This window comes from Aeromonas sp. FDAARGOS 1411, assembly GCF_019047125.1.
Classification (GTDB): domain Bacteria; phylum Pseudomonadota; class Gammaproteobacteria; order Enterobacterales; family Aeromonadaceae; genus Aeromonas; species Aeromonas veronii.
Genome location: NZ_CP077214.1, coordinates 2,839,572 through 2,865,894 on the forward strand (window position 1 = coordinate 2,839,572; position 26,323 = coordinate 2,865,894).

23 protein-coding genes are annotated in these 26,323 nt (G+C 58.7%); 7 read left to right on the forward strand and 16 right to left on the reverse strand.

What is annotated here, in order from left to right; all coding sequences use genetic code 11:
- Positions 1–131: 131 nt before the first annotated feature.
- On the forward strand, positions 132–1,103 hold the full coding sequence (gene ispB / locus I6L41_RS12640) for an octaprenyl diphosphate synthase (RefSeq protein ID WP_216959233.1): 972 nt from the start codon (positions 132–134) through the stop codon (positions 1,101–1,103).
- Between the two features lie 81 nt (positions 1,104–1,184).
- On the opposite strand, the gene I6L41_RS12645 is transcribed toward ispB, so the two are convergent.
- The 11 genes from I6L41_RS12645 to I6L41_RS12695 form a co-directional block, all read right to left on the reverse strand.
- Positions 1,185–1,373, reverse strand: coding sequence for a DUF2065 family protein (locus tag I6L41_RS12645; protein ID WP_005339036.1), 189 nt, complete (start codon positions 1,371–1,373; stop codon positions 1,185–1,187).
- Positions 1,374–1,468: 95 nt separating this feature from the next.
- The gene (gene hflC / locus I6L41_RS12650) at positions 1,469–2,353 is read right to left on the reverse strand and encodes a protease modulator HflC (protein WP_005339038.1); all 885 of its coding nucleotides are present in this window, start codon (positions 2,351–2,353) and stop codon (positions 1,469–1,471) included.
- A gap of 3 nt (positions 2,354–2,356) precedes the next feature.
- Entirely contained in the window at positions 2,357–3,508 is a 1,152-nt protein-coding gene (gene hflK / locus I6L41_RS12655) for an FtsH protease activity modulator HflK (RefSeq protein ID WP_216959235.1), read from the reverse strand.
- Positions 3,509–3,599: 91 nt separating this feature from the next.
- Complete coding sequence (hflX, locus tag I6L41_RS12660) at positions 3,600–4,886, reverse strand: ribosome rescue GTPase HflX (RefSeq protein ID WP_005339043.1); 1,287 nt, start codon at positions 4,884–4,886, stop codon at positions 3,600–3,602.
- Between the two features lie 63 nt (positions 4,887–4,949).
- Positions 4,950–5,213, reverse strand: coding sequence for an RNA chaperone Hfq (gene hfq / locus I6L41_RS12665; protein WP_005339045.1), 264 nt, complete (start codon positions 5,211–5,213; stop codon positions 4,950–4,952).
- 72 nt (positions 5,214–5,285) lie between these two features.
- Positions 5,286–6,215, reverse strand: a complete 930-nt coding sequence (miaA, locus tag I6L41_RS12670) for a tRNA (adenosine(37)-N6)-dimethylallyltransferase MiaA (RefSeq protein WP_216959238.1) — start codon at positions 6,213–6,215, stop codon at positions 5,286–5,288.
- A complete protein-coding gene (gene mutL / locus I6L41_RS12675; RefSeq protein ID WP_216963953.1) occupies positions 6,205–8,076 on the reverse strand; it encodes a DNA mismatch repair endonuclease MutL in 1,872 nt (623 codons plus the stop codon). Before mutL ends, miaA begins: the two co-directional genes overlap by 11 nt.
- Before the next feature lie 3 nt (positions 8,077–8,079).
- Entirely contained in the window at positions 8,080–8,259 is a 180-nt protein-coding gene (locus I6L41_RS12680; RefSeq protein ID WP_047436150.1) for a hypothetical protein, read from the reverse strand.
- A gap of 16 nt (positions 8,260–8,275) precedes the next feature.
- Positions 8,276–9,964, reverse strand: coding sequence for an N-acetylmuramoyl-L-alanine amidase (locus tag I6L41_RS12685; RefSeq protein ID WP_254203309.1), 1,689 nt, complete (start codon positions 9,962–9,964; stop codon positions 8,276–8,278).
- Positions 9,965–9,987: 23 nt separating this feature from the next.
- Complete coding sequence (gene tsaE, locus I6L41_RS12690) at positions 9,988–10,461, reverse strand: tRNA (adenosine(37)-N6)-threonylcarbamoyltransferase complex ATPase subunit type 1 TsaE (RefSeq protein ID WP_216959242.1); 474 nt, start codon at positions 10,459–10,461, stop codon at positions 9,988–9,990.
- A gap of 10 nt (positions 10,462–10,471) precedes the next feature.
- A complete protein-coding gene (locus tag I6L41_RS12695) occupies positions 10,472–11,983 on the reverse strand; it encodes an NAD(P)H-hydrate dehydratase (RefSeq protein WP_216959245.1) in 1,512 nt (503 codons plus the stop codon).
- A 60-nt stretch (positions 11,984–12,043) separates the two neighbouring features.
- Here I6L41_RS12695 and queG point away from each other — a divergent pair, with 60 nt between their 5' ends.
- Positions 12,044–13,198, forward strand: a complete 1,155-nt coding sequence (gene queG / locus I6L41_RS12700) for a tRNA epoxyqueuosine(34) reductase QueG (protein WP_216959248.1) — start codon at positions 12,044–12,046, stop codon at positions 13,196–13,198.
- 111 nt (positions 13,199–13,309) lie between these two features.
- A complete protein-coding gene (ppgK, locus tag I6L41_RS12705; RefSeq protein ID WP_216959253.1) occupies positions 13,310–14,050 on the forward strand; it encodes a polyphosphate--glucose phosphotransferase in 741 nt (246 codons plus the stop codon).
- Between the two features lie 105 nt (positions 14,051–14,155).
- Here the strand turns inward: ppgK and I6L41_RS12710 are convergent, their stop codons facing one another.
- The gene (locus I6L41_RS12710) at positions 14,156–14,611 is read right to left on the reverse strand and encodes a hypothetical protein (RefSeq protein WP_201938481.1); all 456 of its coding nucleotides are present in this window, start codon (positions 14,609–14,611) and stop codon (positions 14,156–14,158) included.
- Positions 14,612–15,116: 505 nt separating this feature from the next.
- On the opposite strand from I6L41_RS12710, the gene metN reads away from it, so the two are divergent.
- The 4 genes from metN to rfaH all read left to right on the forward strand — a co-directional run bounded on the left by metN (position 15,117) and on the right by rfaH (position 18,217).
- Positions 15,117–16,160 (forward strand): methionine ABC transporter ATP-binding protein MetN, encoded by a 1,044-nt coding sequence (metN, locus tag I6L41_RS12715; RefSeq protein ID WP_216959256.1) that lies wholly within the window; start codon positions 15,117–15,119, stop codon positions 16,158–16,160.
- Positions 16,141–16,794 (forward strand): methionine ABC transporter permease, encoded by a 654-nt coding sequence (locus I6L41_RS12720; RefSeq protein WP_005339070.1) that lies wholly within the window; start codon positions 16,141–16,143, stop codon positions 16,792–16,794. Before metN ends, I6L41_RS12720 begins: the two co-directional genes overlap by 20 nt.
- A 25-nt stretch (positions 16,795–16,819) precedes the next feature.
- Positions 16,820–17,620 carry a methionine ABC transporter substrate-binding lipoprotein MetQ gene (gene metQ / locus I6L41_RS12725; protein ID WP_216959259.1) on the forward strand — a complete coding sequence of 267 codons (801 nt, stop codon included), beginning with the start codon at positions 16,820–16,822 and terminating at the stop codon, positions 17,618–17,620.
- Positions 17,621–17,716: 96 nt separating this feature from the next.
- Positions 17,717–18,217 (forward strand): transcription/translation regulatory transformer protein RfaH, encoded by a 501-nt coding sequence (rfaH, locus tag I6L41_RS12730; protein ID WP_005339074.1) that lies wholly within the window; start codon positions 17,717–17,719, stop codon positions 18,215–18,217.
- 59 nt (positions 18,218–18,276) lie between these two features.
- Here rfaH and I6L41_RS12735 read toward each other — a convergent pair whose 3' ends face one another.
- The 4 genes from I6L41_RS12735 to I6L41_RS12750 form a co-directional block, all read right to left on the reverse strand.
- Entirely contained in the window at positions 18,277–20,253 is a 1,977-nt protein-coding gene (locus I6L41_RS12735) for a methyl-accepting chemotaxis protein (protein WP_216959263.1), read from the reverse strand.
- A 39-nt stretch (positions 20,254–20,292) separates the two neighbouring features.
- Positions 20,293–21,504, reverse strand: a complete 1,212-nt coding sequence (locus I6L41_RS12740; RefSeq protein ID WP_216959266.1) for an EAL domain-containing protein — start codon at positions 21,502–21,504, stop codon at positions 20,293–20,295.
- A complete protein-coding gene (locus tag I6L41_RS12745) occupies positions 21,485–25,726 on the reverse strand; it encodes a transporter substrate-binding domain-containing protein (protein WP_216959269.1) in 4,242 nt (1,413 codons plus the stop codon). Before I6L41_RS12745 ends, I6L41_RS12740 begins: the two co-directional genes overlap by 20 nt.
- 223 nt (positions 25,727–25,949) lie before the next feature.
- On the reverse strand, positions 25,950–26,153 hold the full coding sequence (locus tag I6L41_RS12750; RefSeq protein WP_005349248.1) for a hypothetical protein: 204 nt from the start codon (positions 26,151–26,153) through the stop codon (positions 25,950–25,952).
- Positions 26,154–26,323 lie beyond the last annotated feature (170 nt).

The window sequence follows — 26,323 nt, forward strand, 5'->3', positions numbered from 1 at the left end:
AGCAAAAAGTTTATTTTGTGCGCATATCTGCCGCCGTGGATAAACGCCTAACTGTAACCCATTGTGAAATCGTGTAGAATCCCTGCCATTACTAAAATCGCAGTTATTGCTGCTGTCACGTTACGAGACTTATGGACCAACAGACTATCCGTGCGCTCTGTGCCGCCGACATGACGGCGGTCAATGAACTGATCCTGGCCCGACTCCAGTCCGACGTTAGTCTGATTAATCAGCTGGGTTTCTACATTGTCAGCGCCGGCGGGAAACGGATGCGCCCCATGCTGACCGTGATGGCTGCGCGTGCGCTGGGCTATGAGGGTGAGGATCACCTGAAACTGGCCGCCATCATCGAATTCATTCACACCTCAACCCTGCTGCATGACGACGTGGTCGACGAATCCGACCTGCGCCGTGGCCGGGAGACCGCCAACGCCATGTTTGGCAATGCCGCCAGCGTGCTGGTCGGTGACTACCTCTATAGCCGCTCCTTCCAGATGATGGCCGAACTCTCCAACCTGCGGGTGATGAAGATCCTCTCGGATGCCACCAACACCATCGCCGAAGGGGAAGTGTTGCAGCTGATGAACTGCAACGACCCGGATACCACCGAAGAGAGCTACATGACGGTCATCTACTGCAAGACCGCCAAGCTGTTCGAGGCCGCCACTCGCCTTGCAGCCGTGCTGACTCATCAGCCCGAGCCCGTCGAGCAGGCCATGACCGATTACGGCAAGTATCTGGGCACCGCGTTCCAGATCATTGATGACGTGATGGACTACTGCTCCCAGAGCGAAGAGATGGGCAAGAACGTCGGCGACGATCTGGCCGAAGGCAAACCGACCCTGCCGCTGCTGCGCGCCATGGAAGTGGGCACGCCGGAAGAGCGCCAGCTGGTGCGCGATGCCATCGAGCACCGCAACGGTATGGAACATCTTGAGCAGATCCTCGGCATTCTCGACCGCACTGGCGCGCTGGAGTACTCCCGCATGCGTGCCAGAGAGGAGGCCGACAAGGCCATTGCCGCCCTCGCCATCCTGCCTGACTCCCCGCACAAGCACGCGCTGGAAACACTGGCCCACATGGCCGTGCAGCGCAGTGCCTGAGTAAACGACATGCATGAAAAAAGAGGCCTTCGGCCTCTTTTTTATTGTCTGCTATCTGCTGGACAGTGCATTGCGCCAGACTCAGCGACTCAGCATCCAGAGGATCACGCTACCCGCAACCACTAGCGAGCCGCCGATACGGCGCAACTGCTCCGGTGGCTGATCGCTCAGCAGCCGCAACATCTGCTGCCATGCCCTGGGCATCAACAGCGGGCCGAGCCCCTCGAACAACAACAGCAATCCCAACCCCATCAGCATTGATGTCAGCATCCGACCTCCTTCAATGCAACCAGCCCCCAGGGTCGACGGCTGGAAAAACAAAAGGGTCTGACAATGCAGACCCTTTGAATGTGACCTCGTGGCGATTACTGCTTGGTGCCGTGAGGAGACTTGAGGTAACGGAAGAACTCGCTGTCCGGCTTCAACACCATCAGGTCGTTGCCACCGGCAAAGCTCTTGCGATAGGCCTCCATGCTACGCACGAAGCTGAAAAACTCGGGGTCTTTCTTGTAGCTGTCGGCATAGATCTTGGCGGCTTCCGCATCCCCTTCACCGCGCAGCTGGCGAGCGTTACTCTCGGCGTCGGCGATCATGACTGTCACCTTGCGGTCGATATCGGCACGCAGGATTTCAGCCTTCTCGCGACCCTGAGAGCGGTGCTCACGGGCGACTGCGGTACGCTCGGCGCGCATCCGCTGGTAGATGGAGTTGGAGACTTCCACCGGCAGGTTGATCTGCTTGATCCGCACATCCACCACCTTGATACCGAGCTCGGAGGAGCGCGCCATCTTCTTCAGGGCATCTTCCATCACGGTACTGCGCTCACCGGAGACGATGTCCTTGATGGTGCGGTTACCGATCTCGGAACGCAGACCGTTATTGATCTTGCGTTTGAGCAGATCTTCAGCCTGCAGCTTGTTGCCACCACCGGTTGCCAAGTAGTACTTGGAGAAGTCCTCGATCTTCCACTTCACGTAGGAGTCGATGATCAGGTCTTTCTTCTCGGAGGTGACAAAACGGTCGGCCTGGCTGTCAATGGTCTGGATGCGGGCATCCATCTTGCGAACCTGGTCGATGAGCGGCACCTTGAAGTGCAGGCCCGGCTCATAGAGGCGGGGTTCACCGGAGTCAACCCGCTTCACCTTGCCAAACTGCACCACAATCCCCTTCTGACCTTCATCAACGATAAAGACAGAGGAGAAGCAGACCATGGCCGCGACAGCGATTGCACCAATAGCTAGCTTTTTCATCTATCAGTTTCTCCCTGAGCTGAAGCGGTCACCGCTACGCAGCGGCATTGTCGGGGTAGAGTTGGCACCCTCGTTGGAAACGGGGACCTGCTCTGTGGCCGGGGCGGCAGTGGCACGATCAGACTGGGTTACCTTCGGCTTGCCAGACAGCTTGTCGAGCGGCAGGTAGATCATGCTGTTGTTGCCAGCCGGCATGTCGACCACCACCTTGTTGGCCTGCTGATAGAGCTCTTCCATGGTTTCCAGATAGATACGCTCACGGGTCAGCTCGGGGGCAGCCAGATACTGGGGCAGCAGCTCGTTGAAGCGAGCAACTTCACCTTGGGCTTTCAACACGATCTGGGATTTGTAAGCTTCCGCTTCCTGCTCCAGACGCTTCACCTGGCCACGGGCCTTGGGCTCCACTTCACGGGCATAGGCTTCTGCTTCACGAATGAAACGCTGTTCATCTTCCTGAGCGGAGATGGCGTCATCAAACGCATCTTTCACCTCTTCCGGCGGACGCGCCGGCAGGAAGTTGACGTCGACGATCTGCAGACCCATCTGGTAAGGCTCGATGATGCCATCGATCACCTGCCAGGTCTCCTGGCGCACCTTCTCACGACCGGTAGTCAGGACGTCATCCATCCGGGTATGACCCACCACGTAGCGCAGGGCGCTATCGGTGGCCTGACCCAGACTCTCGTCGGCATTGGTCACGCTGAACAGATACTGCTCGGGATTGACGACACGGTACTGCACGTCCATCTCGACCCGTACCACGTTCTCATCCTGAGTCAGCATGAAACCGGAGGCAGGCAGGGAGCGCACGGACTCGACGTCCACCGGGATCACCTGATCGATAAAGGTCGGCTTCCAGCGCAGGCCCGGCTCGACAATATGGGAAAACTTGCCAAACCGCAGCACGGCACCACGCTCCGCTTCGCGAATGGTGTAGAAGCCGCTGACGACCCACACCACCACAGCCACAACCAACGCGATGGAGATACCAAAGCGACCTACATCGCCACCAGATTTGCCGCCACCAAACAAGCCACCGAAACGGCGACTCACTTTGCGCAGCATTTCATCCAGATCAGGGGGTCCCTGATTCTTGCCGTTATTCCCCCAAGGGTCACGGTCTTTGCCGTTGTTACCAGGCTCATTCCAAGCCATCAGCGTCTCCATTAATACATGCGGATGGATATCATCTCTATCGGGCCGTCATACGTCGCGAAGCCCCTAAGGGTTCATCTTCATCAACGAATCAATGCCTGATAAAGCGTTGTAAACTCTCACCTTCCTGTTTCACGAGGCGGTTCCAGTCGGCCACTTGCAAGCGGACTTCCAGCACGAAATCACCCTCCTCGCTAAAACCTTCCTGCTCAATCCCTTTCAGCTGATAGAGCGCACTGCGCAATCTCGCGGCAGAAGGAGGTAACTGCAGGGTGTGATGCACCATGGAGCCAGCCAGCAATTCGGTCAGCGCCGTAAACAGATGCTCACAACCTTCACCAGTCTGGGCCGACAGCCAGACGCGCAACGGGCGCCCCTCGTCATCTCGCTCCAGACCTGCCGGACGATCCGCCAGCTTGTCGATCTTGTTGCAGATCATCAGCTGGGGCCTGTCATCGGCTTCAATCTCGGCCAACACCTGCTGCACGGAGTCGATATTCTCCTGCATCTGCTCATCGGCACAGTCCACCACATGCAGCAGCAGATCCGCTTCACGGGTCTCCTGCAGGGTCGCCTTGAAGGCCGCGACCAGATCATGGGGCAAGTGTCGAATAAATCCAACTGTATCCGCCAAAATCACATCACCCACATCCCGGATCACCAGTTTACGCAGGGTGGGATCCAGAGTTGCGAACAATTGGTCGGCAGCATACACGCTGGCAGCTGTAAGTTGGTTGAACAAAGTGGACTTTCCGGCGTTGGTATAACCAACCAGTGACACCGTCGGCACTTCGTTGCGGTTGCGGGCGCGGCGTCCCTGCTCCCGCTGCTTGGCCACCTTGTCGAGCCGACGCAAAATCGCCTTGATGCGTTCCCGCAGCAGACGTCGGTCAGTTTCAAGCTGAGTTTCACCCGGACCACGCAGACCGATCCCGCCCTTTTGACGCTCAAGGTGGGTCCAGCCTCGCACCAGACGAGTGGAAAGATGGCGCAACTGGGCCAGTTCGACCTGCAGTTTACCTTCGTGGGTTCGGGCCCGCTGGGCAAAGATATCGAGGATCAGGCCGGTTCGATCCACCACCCGGCACTGGAACAGACGCTCCAGGTTGCGCTCCTGGGCGGGGGTCAGGGCATGGTTGAAGATGACGACGTCGGCATCCAGCATCTGGACTTGGGACGCGATCTCTTCAGCCTTGCCACTGCCGACAAAAAATTTGGCACTGGGCGCACTGCGACTGGTGGTAATTACCCCCAGCGCATTGACTCCGGCCGAGCTCACCAACATCTTGAGCTCTTCCAGATCCTCCCGCTCACCCTCATCACTGAAGTTGACATGCACCAGAACGGCCTGTTCGCCAGCTTCATAACGGTCAAACAAGCGCTTGCTCCTTAACAGGAATCATGATGAATCTGAGTTGGCGAGTCGACTCGCCCAGGGATATCACGCCTCGGCATCACCCTGTTCATCAGCCGCGCCACCCGGAGTGGGCTGGTGATGATTGACGGCACGGGCCGGTACGACAGTCGAGATGGCGTGTTTGTAAACCATCTGGCTCACGGTGTTTTTCAGCAGGATAACAAACTGGTCAAAAGACTCGATCTGACCTTGCAGTTTGATGCCGTTCACCAAATAGATAGAAACAGGAATCCGCTCACGGCGCAGCGCATTCAAAAACGGGTCTTGGAGAGATTGCCCCTTAGCCATTTTTCTTTTCCTTATAGTTTGTTGTTTTTAAACACCGAATATCAATATAACAACCTGATTATACAGGGAGTGTCAAGCCGCACCAGCGCGAGCAAGCACGCGGTCGAGATTGCCAGACTCACCAGATTCCAACCAGATCACATCGGGCCAGCCGCGCAACCAGGTCATCTGTCGTTTTGCCAATTGGCGTGTGGCAACAATGCCACGATAACGCATCTCATCATACCCCACTTCACCGCACAGGTAGTCCCACATTTGGCGATAACCCACACAGCGAATGGAGGGGAGATCCGGGGTCAGATCGCCGCGCGCCATCAGCGCACGAACCTCCTGTTCAAAGCCACCTTGCAGCATCTTGTCAAAGCGCTGTTCGATCCGCTGATGCAGCACGGCACGATCGCTCGGGGCGATGGCAAACTGCTGCACCCGATAGGGCAAGCCCTCCCCCTGCACCTGCGTCAGCTCGGTAAGGGTCTTGCCGCTGATACGGTAGACCTCCAGCGCCCGAGAGAGTCGCTGTGGGTCATTGGGGTGGATCCGCGCCCCGGCCACCGGGTCGATGCGCACCAGCTCATCGTGCAGCGCCTGCCAACCGAGGCGGGCAGCCTCTTCCTCAATCCCGGCACGAATGGCGGGATCGGCGGAGGGCAGCGGGGACAATCCCTCCAGCAGCGCCTTGAAATAGAGCATGGTGCCGCCTACGAGCAGCGGAATGCGGCCACGGTCGGCGATCTCTTTCATCTCCCGCAGGGCATCCTTGCAAAAATCGGCTGCCGAATAGCTCACAGCAGGATCAAGAATATCGATCAGCCGGTGCGGGGCCCGCGCCAGCTCATCGGCAGTCGGCTTGGCTGTGCCTACATTCATGCCGCGATAGATCAGCGCAGAATCGACGCTGATGATGTCGCAAGGCAGTGCCTGGCACAGTTCAATGGCGAGATCCGTCTTGCCGGAGGCCGTCGGCCCCATCAGAAAAATTGCGGTCGGCAAGTCACTCGCCATGTTCAAACTCCTCCAGCACGGTCGCCAGCGAAAGCGGGCGCACCATGCGAATGTCTGCCAGTTGGTCACTGAAATCGGTCACAAGTTCCGTCAGCAGACGACTGGCAGTTGAAAAATCGTACATCTTCTCGCGGTTTATCCCCTGCTCCACCAGCCATTGGCATAATACTTCAGCCTGCTGACCAGCATCACTGTCAGATCCGCCCTCGATAATTTGCAGCAATTCGGGTAACAGACGCACCAGATCGGTCTGGCGCAGCAGAGCCGGCACCCGAGTCAGGATCATGGTGTCGCGCCCCCCGCTTTTCAACTCCAGTCCCATCCGTTTCAGCAGACGTTCCTGCTCGGTCGCCAGCGCGATCAGATTCTTCGGCAATTTGAAGGAGACCGGCAGCAACAGTGGCTGGGCCGCCAGTCCCTGGCCCCAGGTCTCCAGCAGCCAGTGGCGCAGCAGCACCCGCTCGGCGCGCACCAGCGAGAGCAGCGCCAGCTGATTATCCCGCTCGATCAACAGGTAGGCCTGCTCCACCAATGTCAGGGCGCGACATCCCCCCTGTTTGGGTGACGGCACTGGATCAGTGGGCTGCACAGGCGCAGCCTCAGTCGCAGTTGCGATAGGCAGCGTAGTTAGCAGAGCGCCCATGCCGCGCATCGCCTCCCGACTGGGGGGCTCGGGCGGTTGATAATTGCTGGCTCGGCCAGCCCCACCGCTCCCCTCCCGTACCTGTGCAGGTGCCCGGTAGCTGTGCTCGGCACCGTACCACTCCGGGCGTGGCGCCTGACCGGGATATTCAATTTGCGGAGTGACCGGCAACTCGACCAGGGTTTCGGCCAGCGGCGCGTCCTGATGAACGGCGCTGACTCCTTCGCGGCGCAGCGCAGTAAACAGCGCCTGAAAGATAAAGTCGTGGATCAGTCGCGCCTGATGGAAGCGCACCTCATGCTTGGCCGGGTGGACGTTGACATCCACCTGACGGGGATCAAGCTCGATATAGAGCACATAAGCGGCGAAACGATCGGGAGGCAATAGCTCGTCATAGGCCTGACGAATGGCGTGATTGATGAGCTTGTCGCGCATCATCCGGCCGTTGACATAGGTGTATTGCAGGTCGTTCTGCGGTCTTGCCCCCTCCGGAGTCGCCAGCCAGCCCCACAGCCGCACGTCGCTATGCTCGCTCTCCACCGCCAGCGCATGGTGCATGAAGGGGGTGCCGCAAACGGCGGCGAGACGTCGCTCCTGCTCCGGCACGGTATTGGCGGCCTTGTACTGGCGCACCACCTTGCCATTGTGGCGCAGGATCAGGGTGGCATCGAAGCGAGAGAGCGCGATACGGCGCACCAGCTCGTCGATATGGGCAAACTCGGTCTTTTCGCTGCGCATGAACTTGCGCCGCGCCGGGGTATTGAAGAAGAGATCCACCACCTCCACCGTAGTGCCTACTGGATGGGCCGCCGGCTTGATAGTGACGCTCATTTCGCGCCCTTCCGCCTGGGCTTGCCAGGCTTCGGACTGATCTGCAGTACGGGAGGTGAAGGTGAGACGGGAGACCGAGCTGATGGAGGCGAGCGCCTCACCACGAAAGCCGAGGCTGTTGATCCCTTCCAGATCATCCAACGTGGCCACCTTGGAGGTCGCATGACGCGACAGCGCCAGCACCAGCTCGTCTTTGGCGACGCCACAGCCGTTGTCACGGATGCGGATCAGCTTGGCTCCCCCCTTGTCGATGTCGATCTCGACCCGGTCGGCCCCCGCATCCAGGCTATTCTCCACCAGCTCTTTCACCACAGAAGAGGGCCGCTCCACCACCTCTCCGGCTGCAATCTGGTTGGCCAGAATGGGTGGCAAAATACGGATCGGCATCATTTACTCCTGAATTTCTATCTTGCGGATGGTCAGTCTCTTAAGGCTCCAGGAGGGCCGCTCCACCACCTCTCCACCAACCGGAATCTGGTTGGCAAGGATAGGGGGCAATATACGGATCGGCATTGCTGACTCCTGAATTTCAATCTTGCTGATGGTATTCGCTAACAGCGGGAGCGGCATCGCCCGCTCCCGCGCGTCAGTTTTGCGGAATGTAGAGCACCTGCCCTACCTGAATATTCCGCGACTTGAGCTTGTTGATCTCTACCAGCCGAGCCTGACTCACCCCATGTTTCTCGGCAAGGCGGGAGAGACTCTCGCCCCGCTTGACCACATGGCGGATCATCTGCGACTTGTCGTCACTGCGAACGGGGGCGGCAGCGCGGCTCTGCCCTTGCTGGGGAATATAGATTGTTTGACCAATCTGAATATCCCGGCTGCGCAGCTGGTTGATCTCCACCAGAGTGGACTGACTCACTCCATGCTTCTCGGCAAGGCGGGAGAGGCTCTCACCCCGTTTGACCACATGGCGGAGCATCCGCGATTTGTCATAGTCGCCCACGCTGCTGACCGGCGCTCCGGTCTCTTGCGCTGCTGCCGAGTAAGGCTTGATCACCCCGGCGCCAGAGCCGCTCCCAGCACCGCCGTCACGGACGGTGGCGGGCATCTTGTTGGTCACTACCGGCTGCGACTGTGCCTGCCTGGGCTGGCTCACCGGCTGCCGAGCTACCGGTGCAGGGCGAGTAGCGGCAGGTTGGCTCACCTGCCCCTTGCCGGTCAGCATGGCCCCCTTGGTCGGGTGAGCGCGGTAGTAGTTACGGATCCCCTCGAAGATGGCGCGGGCCAGCTGGTCCTGATAGCTGGCGGTGGCCAGCAGCTTCTCTTCCGCATGATTGGAGATAAAACCGGTCTCCACCAGCACCGAGGGAATATCCGGCGCCTTCAGCACCGCCAGACTGGCATGCTCCGGCGCCTTCTTGTGCAGTCGGGCAACCTTGCCCATGGAGCGCAGGATCTGGCGGCTGACGTCATATCCTTCGGCACGGGACTTGTCCATGGAGAGGTCGAGGAAGGTCTGTGCCAGATAGGGGTTGGGATCGGATTCCGCCAACACCTTGCCGACACCACCCAGCAGCTCGCCCTGCTTCTCTTGCTTCTCCAGCCAGCTACCCATCTCGCGGTTGGCACGGTTGGTCGACAAGACCCAGACCGAGGCACCGCGCGGGGTCGAGTTATGAAAACTGTCTGCATGGATAGAGACCAGCAGATCCGCCTTGGCCTTGCGGGCGATCTCGGAGCGCTTGTTGAGATCGACGAAGTAATCGCCACGACGGGTCATCACGGCGCGCATCCCCGGTTCACGGTCGATCAGTGCCGCCAGCTTCTGGGAGACCGCCAGCGTGACCCGCTTCTCGTAGGTACGGCGCGGGCCGATGGAGCCCGGGTCTTCCCCGCCGTGGCCCGGGTCGATGGCAATCACCACCCCCTTGCCCTTGCCACCGACAGGCGTGGACTGCACCGCAGCCGCCGAGCGCTTCTCTTCATAAGGCAGGTCGATGACCAGACGGTGGCCATAGGGCCCGGCTGGTGCCAACGGAAAGACCACCGGCTTGATGGCGGAGCTGAGATCCATCACCAGTCGCAGACCGCCCTTCTCCAGCGGTGTACTCTGGCGGATCTTGCGCACCAGTTCGCTGTTGTTCTCGATCCGGGCCAGATTGGCGGCGTTGCTCGCCCCTTTCAGATCGATCACCAGCCGATCCGGGCCGGTGAGGGTGAAGTAGTTGTAATTTGGGGCGCTGCTCATATCGAGCACCACCCGGGTGTTATCCGGTGATGGCCAGATTCGTACACTCTTGAGCTGATTCGCCCAAGAGGGTAACGCCATCAAAGAGAGAGCAATAACAAGGATCAAGCGCACGTAGATGACAACCGTTCCAGAATGGCTTCGCCAATAGCAGTGCGGGCCTCTATCAGAACCTCGCGCTGCTCGCCTACATAAGTGAGGGTAATTTCCAGGTCGGGAGCCGGTAACCAGCCCTCGCCCTTCTCGGACCACTCCACCAGACAGACTGTGTTGGCGGCAAAATAGTCCCGAATGCCCATGAATTCCAGCTCTTCCGGATCTGCCAGGCGATAGAGATCGAAATGGTAGACCTGCCAGCTATCGAGCTCGTAGGGCTCGACCAGGGTGTAAGTCGGGCTTTTTACCTTGCCCTGATGGCCAAGGCCCTGCACCCAGCCGCGGGTCAGGGTGGTTTTACCGGCGCCAAGCGTGCCATGCAAAAACACTGTGGTCGCCTGCTGACAGGCCTGTGCCAGACGGCCACCCAGTGCCACGGTTGCTGCCTCGTCCGGCAGTGTCATCATCAACTGTTTTGCCATGTTCTTCTTTTTAACTTGTAATGGTGTCGGGATTAACCAGTTTGCGGATCAGCGGCAGCAGATCTGACGCCAGCATGCCCCGCTCTCCGTCAGCGGCGGCCTGATCTGCAGCCTCGCCGTGGATCACGGCGCCCAGCCAGCTTGCCATGGTGGCAGACCAGCCCTGGGCCAAAAGGGCGGCGATTATACCAGATAACAGATCGCCCATCCCGCCACTTGCCATGCCGGGATTGCCTTCACAACAGAGAGCGACCCGCTCGCCGTCATAAATAAGTGTTCCCGCCCCTTTTAACAACACCACACCGCCATAACGCCGCTGCAGCGCCTGCACGGCGGCAAACCGGTCGGTTTCAATCTCGGCAATGGTGCATCCCAGCAGGCGCGCCGCTTCGCCGGGATGGGGCGTGAGCACCCAATTATCCTGATGGCGGGGAGATTGCGCCAGCCAATTCAATCCATCGGCGTCCAAAACCAGTGGCAGCCGTTCGGTGAGATAACGGGCGATTTGCGCGCTTCCCCACTCATCCTGACCGAGGCCGGGGCCGATGACCCGCACCAACGCCCACCCCTCGTCATCAGCGCTGGTGAGACTCATCAGTTCGGGTTGATAGAGGCTGACCGGCGGATGCTCCGGATGCTGACACACTCGCACCAGCCCGGCCCCCGCCCGCAGGCAGGCGCGGGCCGCCAGCACGATGGCCCCCTGCATCCCGCGATTGCCCCCCACCAGCAGTACCTTGCCATAAGAGCCCTTGTGGGAAGCGCGCGGGCGCGGGGTCAGTTGCGTGCTCAGCTGCGGATAATCGATACGCCAGGCGGCGGGCAGCATAGTGTCATCAGGCGTGACGCCAAGGGGATCACAGTCGAGCTGGCCGACGCAATCCACCCCGTCGCCGGTGAGCATCCCCTGCTTGATACCGATAAAGGTGAGGGTGCGAGTGGCCTGCACCACGGCCCCCATGGCTCGGCCGGTATCGCCGTTGAGGCCGGAGGGGAGATCCACCGCCAGCACGGGCACAGCCAAGCCATTGATTGTTGCGACGATCTTTGTCAGTAGTGGCGAGAGGGGCGTGTTGACGCCAGTGCCAAGCAGGGCATCGACCACCAGATCCGGGGCGGAGTGCTGGTCCCCATCAAACTGCTCGGCCAGCCAGACCCGGCCACCGGCCGCCAGCCACTCATCAGCGGCCCGTCTGGCATCCCCCTTCAGCTGGTCGGGTGCCCTGGCGGCAATCACCACCACCTCGATGCCAATCTGGCGGGCAAGGCGGGCCAGCACATAGCCATCACCGCCGTTATTGCCGGGGCCGACGAAAATCCACCAGCAGCGACTGTCGGGCCAATGCAGGGTAGCATAGGTGCGCAGCGCAGCACCGGCTCGCTCCATCAGGGCATAGAGAGGTTGCCCCTCACGCGCGGCCCAGTTGCGCTCCAGTGCGCGGATCTGTTCAGTCTGCCACAGCCCCTGTGGTAAACTGCCCCCCTCTTTTGTGCCCAACGCGCCCCTGATGATCTCTACCATGACGGCTCCCGCCTCTTATCAATCGACCCACGCCAGCAAACACCGACCAGGCCAAGCCGCATGAGCGCACCTGACTTCCACCAGCTGGCCCACGATATCAAGCTCTGGGCACGAGAGCTAGGTTTTGACCAGGCGGGCATCACAGACACCGACCTGCGTATCGAAGAGCCGAGATTGCAGGCCTGGCTGGATGCGGGCTATCACGGCAGCATGGATTACATGGCGCGCCACGGCATGATGCGCGCGCGCCCCCACGAGCTGCTGCCGGGCACGGTGCGGGTGTTGTCGGTGCGGATGAACTACCTGCCGTTCGAGGCGGGCTTCGCCGCTACCCTGCGCGATCCGACCCTCGGCTATATCAGCCGCTATGCTCTCGGTCGTGACTACCACAAGGTGCTGCGCAACCGGCTCAAACTGCTGGGTGATCGCATTGAAGCGCGCTGCGCCGAGCTGTTTCAAGGTACTGAAGAGGCCTTGGGTGAGTGGCGCCCCTTCGTCGACTCCGCTCCCATCCTCGAGCGACCACTGGCAGCCAAGGCGGGCCTAGGCTGGGTTGGCAAACACTCACTGCTGCTCAACGAATCGGCCGGCTCCTTCTTCTTTCTCGGTGAGCTGTTGCTCAACCTGCCGCTGCCGCTCGACCAGCCAGTGGAGAAGGAACAGTGCGGCAAGTGTGTCGCCTGCATCAACATCTGCCCGACCGGCGCCATTGTCGCCCCCTATGTGGTAGATGGCCGCCGCTGCATCTCCTATCTCACCATCGAGAATGACGGCCCTATTCCGGAAGAGTTCAGGCCCCTGATGGGCAACCGCATCTACGGCTGCGACGACTGCCAGCTTATCTGCCCCTGGAATCGCTACGCAGATGCCAGCCCGGAACCCGACTTCAGCCCGCGCCCCAGTCTGCACCGCCCCCCCCTGCTGGCACTGTGGTTCTGGAGCGAGAGCGATTTCCTCAAACAGACCGAGGGAAGCCCGATCCGCCGCATCGGTTACCAGCGCTGGCGCCGCAATCTGGCAGTCGCCCTTGGCAATGGTCCAGCGACCCCCGAGGTGATCGCGGCCCTGCAACTGGGGCTGACCACCGCCGCTCCCATGGTGGCCGAACATATCGAATGGGCGCTGGCCACCCTTGCCCGGCGTCAGGATGAAGAGAACAAGAAGACCCGTTTGCTGATCCGCTGCATCGAAAAAGGTCTGTCGGATCACGCATAAGTGATCTGCCCCTTGCCGGATTGCAGCACTTTTTTCATGCTCTGCCGACCTGCAGTGCCCATAACAGCGTGGTCACTGCAAACTGCTCGGCACACAACAAGGACAACACAGATGCATATGTTGGGAGTGGATATTGGAGGCTCAGGGATCAAGGGCTGTCTGGTCGATACCAAAACCGGCGAATTGATTGGCGAGCGCCATCGCATTGCCACACCGCAACCGGCCACCCCGGCCGCCATCGCCCATACCCTCAAGGCGCTGGTCGAACACTTCGACTGGAAAGGACCGGTGGGCTGCGGCTTTCCCGCCACTATCCACAACGGGGTTGCCAAGAGTGCCGCCAACATCGACAAGAGCTGGATCGAAACCGATGCCGAGCATCTGTTTGCCGATGTCACCGGCAAGCCCTGCTATGTGCTGAATGATGCCGATGCCGCCGGTCTGGCCGAGATGCGCTTTGGCGCTGGCAAGGATCGCAAGGGGGTCATCATCCTCATCACGGTCGGCACCGGTATCGGCACCGCCATCTTCGTCAATGGCCATCTGCTGCCCAACACCGAGCTGGGCCATCTGATGCTGGAAGGAATGGTCGCCGAGCACTACTGCTCCGATGCGGCACGCAAACGGGAAGATCTCTCCTGGAACCGCTGGGGCAAGCGTTTCAACAAGTATCTGGCGCGCCTCGAGTTTCTCTTCTCCCCTGATATGTTCATTCTGGGGGGCGGCAGCGCAGCCAAGCTGGAGAAGTTTGTCGATCGCATCGAGACCCGGGCGCCGCTTATTCCGGCGACCAGCCTCAATCAGGCGGGCATTATCGGGGCCGCCCTCTACGCGGCCGAGCAGCAAGGCTGACCGACGCTCACGGCAAATCAGCAGATATCCAATGGAAAGGGCCCGGCACTGCTGCCGGGCCCTTTTGTTTGGCCATCATCTTGCGTGTTTGGCGCTTATCACCCGTTACATGTCGTCGAGTCGATGCACCCCGTGCACCAGTCGGGTCAAGCGGGTCTGCTCCAGCCCGGCCAGATTCTCGAGCAAAGCGGTGGTGGCCGGTGTCGGGCACTCCCGGGCCAGATGACTCAGTTCGCCCACCAGCTGCTCTTCCCAGCGGCATACCTGAGTGACGATATCCTGAGTCTGGACTGATGCCGGCAGCTCGAAGCGGGTAATGGCAGGCAGCATATCCTCGCTGAAACTCTGGTTCAGCCAGGTCTCCCTGACCGCATCTCCCAGCTGAGCGGTATATTCGTGCAGATGGGCACTGGCCGCATCCTCACGCCCTTGCAGATAGACCAGCAACATCCGGCTGCGTTCGCTGTCCACCTGACTGGTCAAACGCCCGTAACAGAGTCCGAGCTGGTGATGAACCTGCTCAAGATAGTGCAGCAACTCTTTGATCTGTTGGAATCTCATCGCACTGCCCTCCATGCTTGTCGACGTCATTAGTATAAAAAACCGGCGCCACCGACCCAATCCCTATCCGAGCCCCCCTTGCGCTGCATCAAGGTTGACGCCGACAAAGTGACGGTCAGGTGATCCGGTCGCGAATAGGGAACGATTTGTGCAGCAATTTGTGTAACGATGGAGGAGCATTAAGCTCGACAGCAGATGTGAACAAAAACGGGCTGACACACTAATAAAACCAGCATTTACCCGATATAAACCATCTTTAATTCGGTTATCTGCCGCAGGGACGAAACAGGATCTGGCAGAGCAACAATACCATCCTGATCGTTATCCGCCTGACAGAAATCCTTATCACTTTTTTAGACGTCTAGACGTAAAAACATGCATTGACATGGCCATCCAGACATCTTAGCATCATCCTCCATGATGACAGAGTAACCCAGTGGAACCTCTGCCCAATTTCCCCGCCTGTAGCGCCCTGTGCTTTAAGGCTGTTAGCACGGAAGAATCCATGATTAAGTTGATCGGTCTCAACAAAGTCTACGGTACAGGCAGTGACGCCGTGCACGCCCTGCGTGATGTGAGTCTGCATGTACCCCAAGGCAAAATTTTCGGGGTGATCGGTGCCTCCGGTGCCGGCAAGAGTACCCTCATTCGTTGTGTCAACCTGCTGGAGCGCCCGACAGAGGGTCAAGTCATCGTTGATGGCCAGGATCTGGTCGCCCTGAGCGAACGGGATCTGACCCAGGCTCGCCGCCAGATCGGGATGATTTTCCAGCACTTCAACCTGCTTGCCTCCCGCACTGTGTTTGCCAACATCGCCTTTCCGCTGGAGCTGGCAGGCTGGAGCAAAGAGAAGATCCAGCAACGGGTTGCCGAACTGCTGGCGCTGGTCGGGCTGGAAGCCCGTGCCCAGGCCTATCCGTCCGAGCTTTCCGGCGGTCAGAAACAACGCGTCGCCATTGCCCGCGCACTGGCACCCGCCCCCAAAGTACTGCTCTGTGACGAGGCCACCTCGGCCCTCGACCCGCAGACCACCCGCTCGATCCTGACCCTGCTCAAGGAGATCAACGTCAAGCTGGGGCTCACCATCCTGCTCATCACCCACGAGATGGATGTGGTGAAGGGGATCTGTGACGAAGTGGCCATCATCAGCGACGGCCGTCTGATCGAACAGGGCGAAGTGGCCTGGTTCTTCAGCAATGCCAAGACCCAGCTGGCTCGTGACTTCATCCACTCCACCATCCATCTGGAGGTACCGCAGGAGTATCAGGATCGGATGAGCAGCGAGCGGGTGCCGAGCAGCTACCCGCTGGTGAAACTCGGCTTTACCGGCAGCACGGTCGATACGCCGCTGATCTCCGAGGCGAGCCGCCGTTTCAACATCGACATCAGCATACTGAGCGCAGACATCGAATACGCAGGTGGCGTCAAATTCGGTTTCCTGCTGGCCGAGCTGTTCGGGGATGAAGCCCAGTGCGAGGCCACCCAGCAGTTCCTTATCGACAACCACATTCAGCTGGAGGTAATGGGTTATGTCCGAAGCCATGATTAATCTGCTCATCACGGCCCTGGGCGACACCCTGATCATGGTGTTTGCCTCCGCCCTGTTCGGCTGCCTGCTGGGCCTGCCACTCGGCGTAGCGCTGCATGTGACCAAGGCGGGCCAGATCCTGGCCAACCCCTTGCTCAACCGTACTCTGGGCATGGTGGTCAACGTGGGTCGCTCGGTGCCCTTTATCATCCTGCTGGTCGCCATCATTCCGCTGACTCGGCTGATTGTCGGCACCAGTATCGGCACCATCGCTGCCATAGTGCCGCTGACTGTCGGTTGCATCCCTTTCATCGCTCGTCTGGTGGAAGGGGCCCTGATGGAAGTGCCGGACGGCCTGCTGGAAGCGGCCAAGGCGATGGGCGCCAAACCGCTGCAAATCATCACCAAGGTGCTGCTGCCCGAGGCTCTGCCCGGCATCCTCAACAGCGTCACCATTACCCTCGTCACTCTGGTGAACTACTCGGCCATGGCCGGGGCCATCGGTGGCGGTGGTCTGGGGGATGTGGGTATTCGTTATGGTTATCAGCGCTTTGACCCGACCGTCATGCTGGTGACCGTGGTTATCCTGGTAGTACTGGTTCAACTTATCCAGAGCGCGGGTGAGCGCCTGGTCAACAAATGTGATCATCGTTAATCGTCGATTTCTGACAGGAGGTTTTATGAAATTTGGCATCAAATCCTTTGCAGCTGCCCTGCTGGCTGGTCTGGTTCTGGCCGGTTGCGGTCAAAAAGAAGAGAGCAAGGTTCTGAAAGTGGGCGCTATTGCCGGCCCGGAGACCGAACTGGTTGAAGTGGCTGCCAAGGTAGCCAAAGAGAAATACGGTCTGACAGTCGAAGTGGTCAACTTCTCCGACTACGTCACCCCGAACGTGGCGCTGAACGATGGCAGCATCGACGTCAACGCTTTCCAGCACAAACCCTATCTGGATGCGCAAGTACGTGATCGCGGCTTCAAGCTGGTGCCGGTTGGCAACACCTTCGTCTATCCGATTGCCGGTTACTCGAAGAAAATCAAGGCGCTGAGCGAGCTGCAAGATGGCGCCCAGATCGCGGTACCGAACGATCCGACCAACCTGGGTCGCTCGCTGATCCTGCTGGCCAAACAGGGTCTGATCACCCTGAAGGATGGCGCCGGTCTGGAAGCCACCGTACTGGATATCGCCAGCAACCCGCGCAACTTCAAGATTGTCGAGCTGGAAGCAGCCCAACTGCCGCGCTCGCTGGAAGACGTAGACTTGGCCATCATCAACAACACCTTCGCCGGTCAGATTGGTCTGACCCCGACCGAGAACGGCCTGTTTGTTGAGGACAAAGAGTCCCCCTACGTCAACCTGATCGTCGCCCGCGACAACAACAAGGATGACGAGAAGGTCAAACAGTTCGTACAAGCTTTCCAGACCGATGATGTCTACAAGAAAGGTCTCGAGCTGTTCAAAGGCGGCCTGGTAAAAGGTTGGTAATTGCTCACTCGGCAAAAAAGGCCACGCAATGCGTGGCCTTTTTTATTGGCGCCGCTATCATATCCGCGAGCACGGCAACACGAACATACTCATAACATGAAAAAATGGTATCTGGCCTACTGCAAGCCAAAAGAAGAGGCCCGCGCCCGCGCCCACCTCGATGCCCAGGGTATCGAATCCTATTACCCCATGGTGGAGATCGAGAAGCTGCGCCGGGGCAAGCGAGTTCCGGTACGGGAACCCATGTTCCCCAACTATCTGTTTATCTTCGTTGATTTGGAAGAGGTGACACCGGTCACCCTGAAATCGACCCGCGGCATCAGCCGGATCATCCACTTTGGCAGTGAATGGACCCCCATCAGCAGCAAGCTGGTCTATCAGCTGATGAGCCGCGATGACAGCGACGAGGCGAGAGCCAGCTACGCCAGCCTGCCCTGCTCGGGCGACAAGGTGCTGATTGAAGAGGGGCCGCTTGCCGGCTTCGAAGCCATCTATATGGAGCCGGATGGAGAGAAACGGGCAATTTTGCTGGTCAGCCTGCTCAACCGGGAGACTACGAGCAGCTTCGACAACCACACCTTCAGACGTCTGGACTAAACCCACGGGCCAGACGGCCCGGTGAATGGCAATAGCAATGGCGGGATGCTCCCGCCATCTCAGGCATCAAGATCAAAGCGGGCGATGACCGCCTTCAGCTTGCCGGTATCGCCAGCCAGTCTGGCTACGATCTCCTCCCCCTGCTGACTACGCTGACAGGATTGCCGACTGAGCGCGGCAATGTCGTCGACCGTCCCGGATACCTCGGCGGCCACCCGCGACTGCTGCTCGGTTGCCACCGAAATGGCCTCCAACTGGCCCGACAGCGACTGAACCAGCTGGTTCATGGCACTCAGGGTATCTGTCACCAATCCAACAGCATCCCGCCCCTGCTCCACCAACCGGGTGCCGCTGCTGACGGTGCTCACCGTCTGGCGAGTCTGCTGGGAGATGGCCGCAATAGTCTGGCTGATCTCGGCGGTTGATTGATGGGTGCGGGTCGCCAGCTGGCGTACCTCGTCGGCCACCACCGCAAAACCGCGCCCCTGCTCACCTGCCCGTGCCGCCTCGATCGCCGCATTGAGGGCCAGCAGGTTGGTCTGCTCCGCAATGGTGGCGATCACCTCGGTGATCTGCCCCACCTGTTCACTCTGATGCTCCAACAGCCCCATGGCCTCGTTGGCCTGCCCAATCATGGTGGCAATCTGCTGCATGGTATCGCTCATTCGTGCCAGCGCAGCCTCTCCCTGACGGGTCTGCTGCTTCACCTGATGGGCACCATCCGCCACACCGGCAATGTTGCCAGCCACATCACGAGCACTCACCGACATCTGATCGATAGCCGCCGCCACCGCATCGACCCGCTGATCCTGCTCCGTCAGATCCGCAACTATGGCTCTGGTAGTGCTGCCCACATCGAGACAGGCCACCTCGACCTGCCCCACTGCGCCCTGCAACTCCCCGACCAGATGATGTAACTGGGCAGACATCCGGTTGATGGAACCGGTCAACTCTCCCAACTCATCCTGCCCTGTGATTGGCAAGGGCTCGGCCGCCAACCGCCCATCCGCAACCTGCCCCGCCCGGGTCACCAGACAGGCAATGTCACGGGTCAGACGGCGACTAAAGAGCCATGCGACCACCATGCCAAGCACGATGGCGCTGCCGGTGGCCAACAGCAGTGTCTGGTTGATAGCCCTCCCGGCTCCGGTCATCTGCGCCGAAATCTGCTCCACCTCGGCACGGGTTTTCCCCACCTGCTGGACCAACTGCTCGCTGAGGCTGGACTGCATCGGCTCGATGTCGGTGGCCATCAGGTAGTTTGCCTGATCCCAATCCGGTGCCTGGCGCTTCTCGATCACCTGCCCCACCAGCTCGGAGAAGGGGGTCGCCATCTCTTCAAACAGCTGCCAGAGGCTCTGCTGCGTGTCGGTAAAGAGCGCGGCTTGCTGCTTCACCTCAGCCACACGCTGCTGGTGAAACTGGTAGTAATCCTGATACTTGCTGCGGTATTCGGGATCGCCTGAGATGAGAAAATCCCGCAATGCGGAGAGGGAATTGGCGAGGCTGTTGTAGGCATCTCCCACCTGCTTGAGCAGCATGCGGCGATCGCCGGAGAGTTGATCCTGCGGAGTGCCAACTTCTTCATTGGCAAAGGATTGCAGCTGATCGAGCGCAGCCTCCGCCAGCGGCCCCGCCTCCTGCAGCATCAGAGTATGAGCGGGCAGATTCTCTTCACTCTGGGCGATGGTCCACACCTTCTCCTGATGGCTTTTGAAAGTCTCGAGAGACTTGGCGAGCGCCGGACCGAACTCCTGATGGGCAATGGCCTGCCAAGCCGACTCCCACTCCTGCTTGAGGCGGGAGGCCTGAGCCGGATCCTTGCCGAGGCTCAGATAGCCACGCAGGGCAGAAACGGTGGCCACCAGCGCCTTCTGGCTCGCCTCATCCCGCTGCAAGGCGGGCAGCGCCTGCTCCAGCAGGGTGTGTTGGGCCTGATTGATCTGGGTCAGCCGGTAATAGACCAGCGTGGAGGAGAGCAGGATCAGCAGGTTGATAAAACCGAAGCTGAGCAGCAACTTGCTTGAGATTTTCATGAACATCCTTGTTCAAACGGAGGGATCCAGCCAACAGAATCAGATAGATATCAGTGTAGGCAATCTATCTTGCCAAGTCCGGTGCCAATTAGCCAATTCACTGCGCGGCATCGGGCGGGCAGAGAAAAATCCCTGACAGAGGTCGCAACCGAGTTGGGCCAGCACTCGCCAGGTCGCCTCATCTTCTACCCCTTCCGCCACCGACTTCAGCCCCAGCTTGCGGGCCAACTCGATACTGGACTCGATGATAGCCAAACGTGACGGATCGGCATGGCAGCGATCGACGAAAGAGCGATCCAGCTTGAGTTCGGTGAACGGCAACAGTGCCAGCTGCTGCATCGAGGAGTAGCCGGTACCAAAATCATCGATGGAGAGGCCAAAGCCATGCATCCTTAGCCGGGTCAGCACCTCCAGAGACTTGCCCAGATCCTGTACGAATGCGCTCTCGGTCACCTCCAGAGTGATAAGCTCCGGATTGATACTCCAGCGCTTGCACTGATCAATCAATAAGTTGCAAAGATCCCCTTCAATGAGTGAGGTGGTGGAGAGGTTCATCGACAGATTGAGTGACAACCCGGTTTCCTCCCATAAATGGCCATCACTCAGAGATTTGCTGATGATCACCTCGGTCAACGGATCGATAAGCCCGTTGTGCTCCGCCAGTGAAATAAAACGCCCGGGCGGGATCAGGCCAAACTCGGGGTGTTGCCAGCGGGCCAACGCCTCCATCCCGACCCACTCGCCGGATGCAAAACTCACCTTGGGCTGATACCAGGGCAGCAGTTGATCTTGTTCGATCGCCCGACGCAACTCATCGAGTCCTATTCTGTGCCCCTCTTCCTCCCTGAGGGGTTCCTGCCGGGGTGACCAAGCCTGGATAAGCCGCTGGAGCTGCTGCGGCGTTGAGGGTTTCTCTATGCGACCGAGCACCTGCAGGCCATAAGCGGTACTCATACGCAATACGGCTTCGACCACATCCCCCTCAAGCGCGCTGGAGAGGATAATGCCGCCCTGAAAACCACCCAGCGACAGGCGGCGCAACAGCGCCATGCCATCCATTCCGGGCATTCGCAGATCGCAAAACAGGATATCGACGTTGTGTTTCTGGCTAAGCGCCAACGCCTCGATACCATCAACCGCTTCCAGCAGATTCTGGTAACCCAGGCTGCGGACCTGGTGCAGCAGCGCCTTGCGCTGAAATCCATGGTCTTCCACGACCATGATGACCAACTCATGTTGTGCTTTTTTCATCGAGCCATAATCCAATGTCGTGGGCAATCGCCGTCATCAACCTCTGCACTATGCTGACCAGATCGTCGAGCTCGTCGAGCCGCTTCAATCGCGCTGCCGATTCCAGCATGGCAGCCTGGCTGGCAAGCTCCTCCAACCCGACCATTCGGGCAGCCCCCTTGATCCGGTGGGCTGTCTCTACCAAAGCGCTGGCATCATGACAAATAAGCGCTGCCATCATGGCCTCGCCATCCTGCCGGTTGGAATCGAGATACTCCACCGCCATGGCTCGCGCGGTCAGCTCGTCACCAAACAGCGCCAACCAGCGCTCAGCCTGCATGCCTGTAGCCCCATCAACGGGCGCAACCGCGCTTCTGGTTGGCGTCTTCTCTGCCAGCCAATGGGCCAGCATCTGGCGCAAGATATCCAGCGGGTAGGGCTTCAGTAACATGTCACTCATGCCTGCCTCTACCATACGAGCACTCGCCTCTTCCGACGTATCTGCCGTTACCCCTATGATGGGGGCCGTCACTCCCGCAGCCCGCAGCGCCTTGGTCAGGGCATAACCATCCATCACCGGCATATGGCAATCAGTCAGCAGCATAGAGAATTGTTGTCCCTGCCAGGCCCGCAGAGCCTTCTCGCCATCTTCCACAACCTGAGCCTCGATACCAAGAATGGCTAACTGCCGTGCCAACAAGGCACGATTGACCGGATGATCATCGGCCACCAGTACTTTGCCACCCAGCTTCTCTGCAAGCGCAGGGAGGATTGGTGTGGCCCGCTCCTGTAGCAATTCGTGGCAGCTCTCCAGCAGAAGATCCGGATAGAGAGGGGATAGACCCAGGCGCCACCATTTCTGTTCACCAATCCGACCCCGTAACGCCTCATCGGGTGACGCTATGATCCCCTTCAGCGCAGAGTGTTGCAGCCAGCTTTGCCATTCCCCCCCAAGCGCTTGCTCAAGCCACCGTTGATCGGCCAACAGCCCCCCTTCCAGTGAGCGACTGAGCTCATTGGCCCCCAAGTACCTGAGCTTGGCCCCCTGCCGTACCATGGCCGCTTCGAGGTTGGTGTCATCGCTGAAAAACCACCATTCTGTGTCAGCCAGAGCAGGGGGATCCCACTGCGGATTGGTAAGCGGTACGGTAAAGCGGAAACAGGAGCCCTCTCCTGCCTTGCTGGTCAGTGTCAGTGCCCCCCCCATTTTGCATACCAGCTGCTCACAGATTGCCAACCCCAGTCCGGTGCCACCAAAACGACGGTTGATATCTGACTCCACCTGCTCAAAAGGCGTGAACAGCAGCGCCTGCTTCTCTTCGGCAATCCCGATACCGGTGTCACTGACACTGATGGTCAGTTGCTCGCTCAGGTAGCTGACCCGAATCGTAATCCCCCCTTGTTCGGTAAACTTCACCGCATTGTTGAGCAGGTTGGAGATGACCTGACCGATACGCACCCCATCGATGTCGGCCCAATCCGGCACATGATGCTCCCACTCCAGCACCACGTTGAGCCCCTTGTTATGAGCCAGTGCCGCGTGGCCACGAATGGCATCGCAGATCACCGTTTGCAACCGGCTGCTCTGGTAATTCAACTGCAACTGACCCGCTTCTATCTTGGAGAAATCGAGGATGTCATTGACCAGATAGAGCAGGTTGTTGGTCGAGGTGACCACATTGCGCACCATAAAACGCTGGTCGTCGTTGAGCTCGCTCATTTGCAGCAATTCGAGCATGCCATGCATGCCTGAAATGGGAGTGCGCAGCTCATGGCTCATGGTTGCCAAAAAGCGGCTGCGAGCCTGCATCGCCTGCTCGGCATAGGCGCGAGCTTCGCGCAGCTCGTATTCCTGTTGCTTGAGGGCCGTAATGTCCTGAATCACCCCGTTGAGGATCAGTGCCTGCTGCTCCTGTCTGACAAAGTTGCCACGCACTTGCAGATAGCGATCTCCATCAGGTCGCTCCACCTTGACCTCCAGATCGAGGGGCGCCAGAGTCTCGGCATGATTGGCCACCTTGCTGACAAAATCCTGGAGCGCTTCTTCGGTAAAGCCGAACACCTCACCACCCGATTCGGCATTGAACAGATCCTGTCGGGAAGCCCCGAGGATCTCGCGGGCCCCCTGAGAGGCATACAAAAACCGCCCCTTGCCGGGTCCTTGCCACAAATACTGATAGACCACCCCAGGCATGCTGTCGGTAATCTGGGTAAGGCGATTTTCAGCCTGACGGGCGCGCTCCTCCGCCTCCTTGATCCGGCTGACATCGGTCAGTACTGTCAACACCCCCAGCATATTGCCATCGGGATCGCGATAAGGGCGTTTGGCATAGATAACATGGCAGGGCGTACCATCAGCTCGCAGGTTACTGCCTGCACCCTCCAGATCCTGTCCGGTCTGCCACACCAAACGCTCTTCTTCCAACACACTGTTTCTGAGTGTCTCTGGCATGTTTTGCAGCTCCTCACTGCTACTGCCAGCACCGAGGAAAGCATCGCGGTAGGCCTGATTGCACAAGGTGATCCGCTGCGCGCTATCACGTAGCGCTACCATGGTTGGCAGTGAGTTGAGCAAGGTCTGCACAAAAAGTAACTGTTCGTTCAGCTTGTCCTCTGCGATTTTCCGCTGCGCAATCTGGCGACGCAAACTGCGAGCCCAGAACATCACCAGCAAACCGCTGACGAGCAAGGCGCCCCCCCCTATGGCCAACCATTTGTAAATCAGGGTGTAATCAGACTCGATATTGACTGATACATTGAGCCAGCGTCGTTCCAGCAGTTGCCACTCCTCATCCGTGATGGTCAGCAGCAACTTGTCCATGATGCGGAGCAACTCGGGCTGAGCATTATCGACGGCCATACTGATAGGTACGGAAAATTCGGGGGAGCTCAGCACCACCTGATACTTCTCATTGAAACCCTTCATTGCCTGCTGTCCCAGATTGGTCATGGTCAACAGCACATATTCAGCTCGCCCAGTGTCGAGCAAGGTCAGTAAATCGGCATCTTTGCCTACTTCGATAATATTGGCGCCCAGCGAGTGAATGAGAGAGGCTTCGTAAGAGCCCGTCACACCACCAATCAGACGCCCTTTCAGCTCGACCAACGACTTCAGCGGGCGAGCACCGTGTCTGGCTACGACATAGCTGTCGAACTTCAGATAGGAGGAGGTAAAAGAGGCAAAGGACTGACGATCCTTGAGCGGAGTCATCAAGGGAATAAGGTCCACTTTATGCTCTTTCAGCAGTTTAAGTGACTCTTGCCAGGTATTTGTCGACACCAGCTCAAAGCGGATCCCGGAGCGCAGACTCAATAACTTCATCAGGTCTGCCGTATAGCCATGCAATTCACCTTCGTCATCGATTTCACTGATGCCGGCAAATCCGGGGGCAACGGCGAACTTGATGACCTTGTTTCTCTGCTTCAGCCAACTAGCCTCATCTGGTTCCATCAAAAGGCCAGCGTTGGCGCGTTCATCTTTCTGATGCAACCGTAATCGTGAGTCTGCAACGGGTATCTGTTGATATGCATGCCAAAGCTTTTCGCTCAGTTCTGGCTGGCGGGAGCTGGTCGCCATCGTCAGCGTGCTGCCAGAAAGCCACCCAGGAGCGACAACCCCCATTGATGTAGGCATTCTCTCCATCTTGAGGGAAACAATGGGTTCCAAATCAAGATATGCATCGACAGCGCCCAGCTTGACCATATAGGTCGCCTCAGTACGGCTCTCCAGCTCAGTTACATCAGAGATCCCCAAACGAGCCAATTCATTACAACTGCCAAAACCACGAATACAGACCCAGCGTAACTTGCGCGCCTGCTCCAGGGTCAATCGCTGATCTGGGGTATGCATTAAAATGGAGCGAGCATAAGAACCGATACTGCCAATAGGGTTTATCCCCTTCAATTCAAGAGCATTACGTTCGACCCCGATTAATGCATCGATCTGGCCGCCTTGGAGAGCAATCTGGGCATCCACGTAAGAGTTGTAGGGGATATAACGCAATGACACGCCCATTTCGGCTGCAATGCGCGAGGCCAGCTCCTTGAGCGGACCGGCATAACGCTGGTTGGGGAGTTGATAGATGAAAGGGAGATAGCCGCCACGGGGAACCCCGACCAGCAGCTCCTTTTGTGCGGAGATTTCGTTGCTTGTGCTCTCATCTTGCGGTTGGGGAGCCGCAACAGCCAACATGCATGAAAACAACAGCAAAATGGGAAGAAAAAGCTGACGAAGGAGTGGCATAAGGTCTTGTCCTGATGAGTATAACAGATAGGGCTGCCACCTCTAATCTTGCAGATCCTGACGACGCAAGGCGAGAAAACAATCGCAGCTGTTACAAAGAGGGCGGAGAGGATAATACTGAGTCACCAACATGTGAACTTGGAATCAACCATAAGATGGAAAAATGGCAGGCATGCAGCCTGCCATTTCACTAGCGAGGGGGATCTTATTCTCCCCTTCGCGATCAGGTTATTCGATTCCCGAGGCGGAAGCCGGTTTGATACTCCCGCTCGCGAACGAGGGCGATTTGACCCTGATATCCTTCCAGCCCGATATCCCTGAGCAGGGCGGGCGACAGATTGACCTGCACGAGACGACGCTCGACCCGGGCAATCCTTCTCTGGACCAGGGATTCAACACTGCGCAGTAAAACCAGTTCGATAGACATGACATTCTCCAGTTGAACATGCGGTTCTCCCGGAGAAAGTGGATATCACCCTGCGGGACGAACCGCGGGTGATAAAAAGACAGGGGTTACCTGTTTACGCCACGCGGTAAAAGAGCACGAGATTTCACGCCGCACGCAGTGCCGCGAGAGAATGCAATATTGAGCATCAG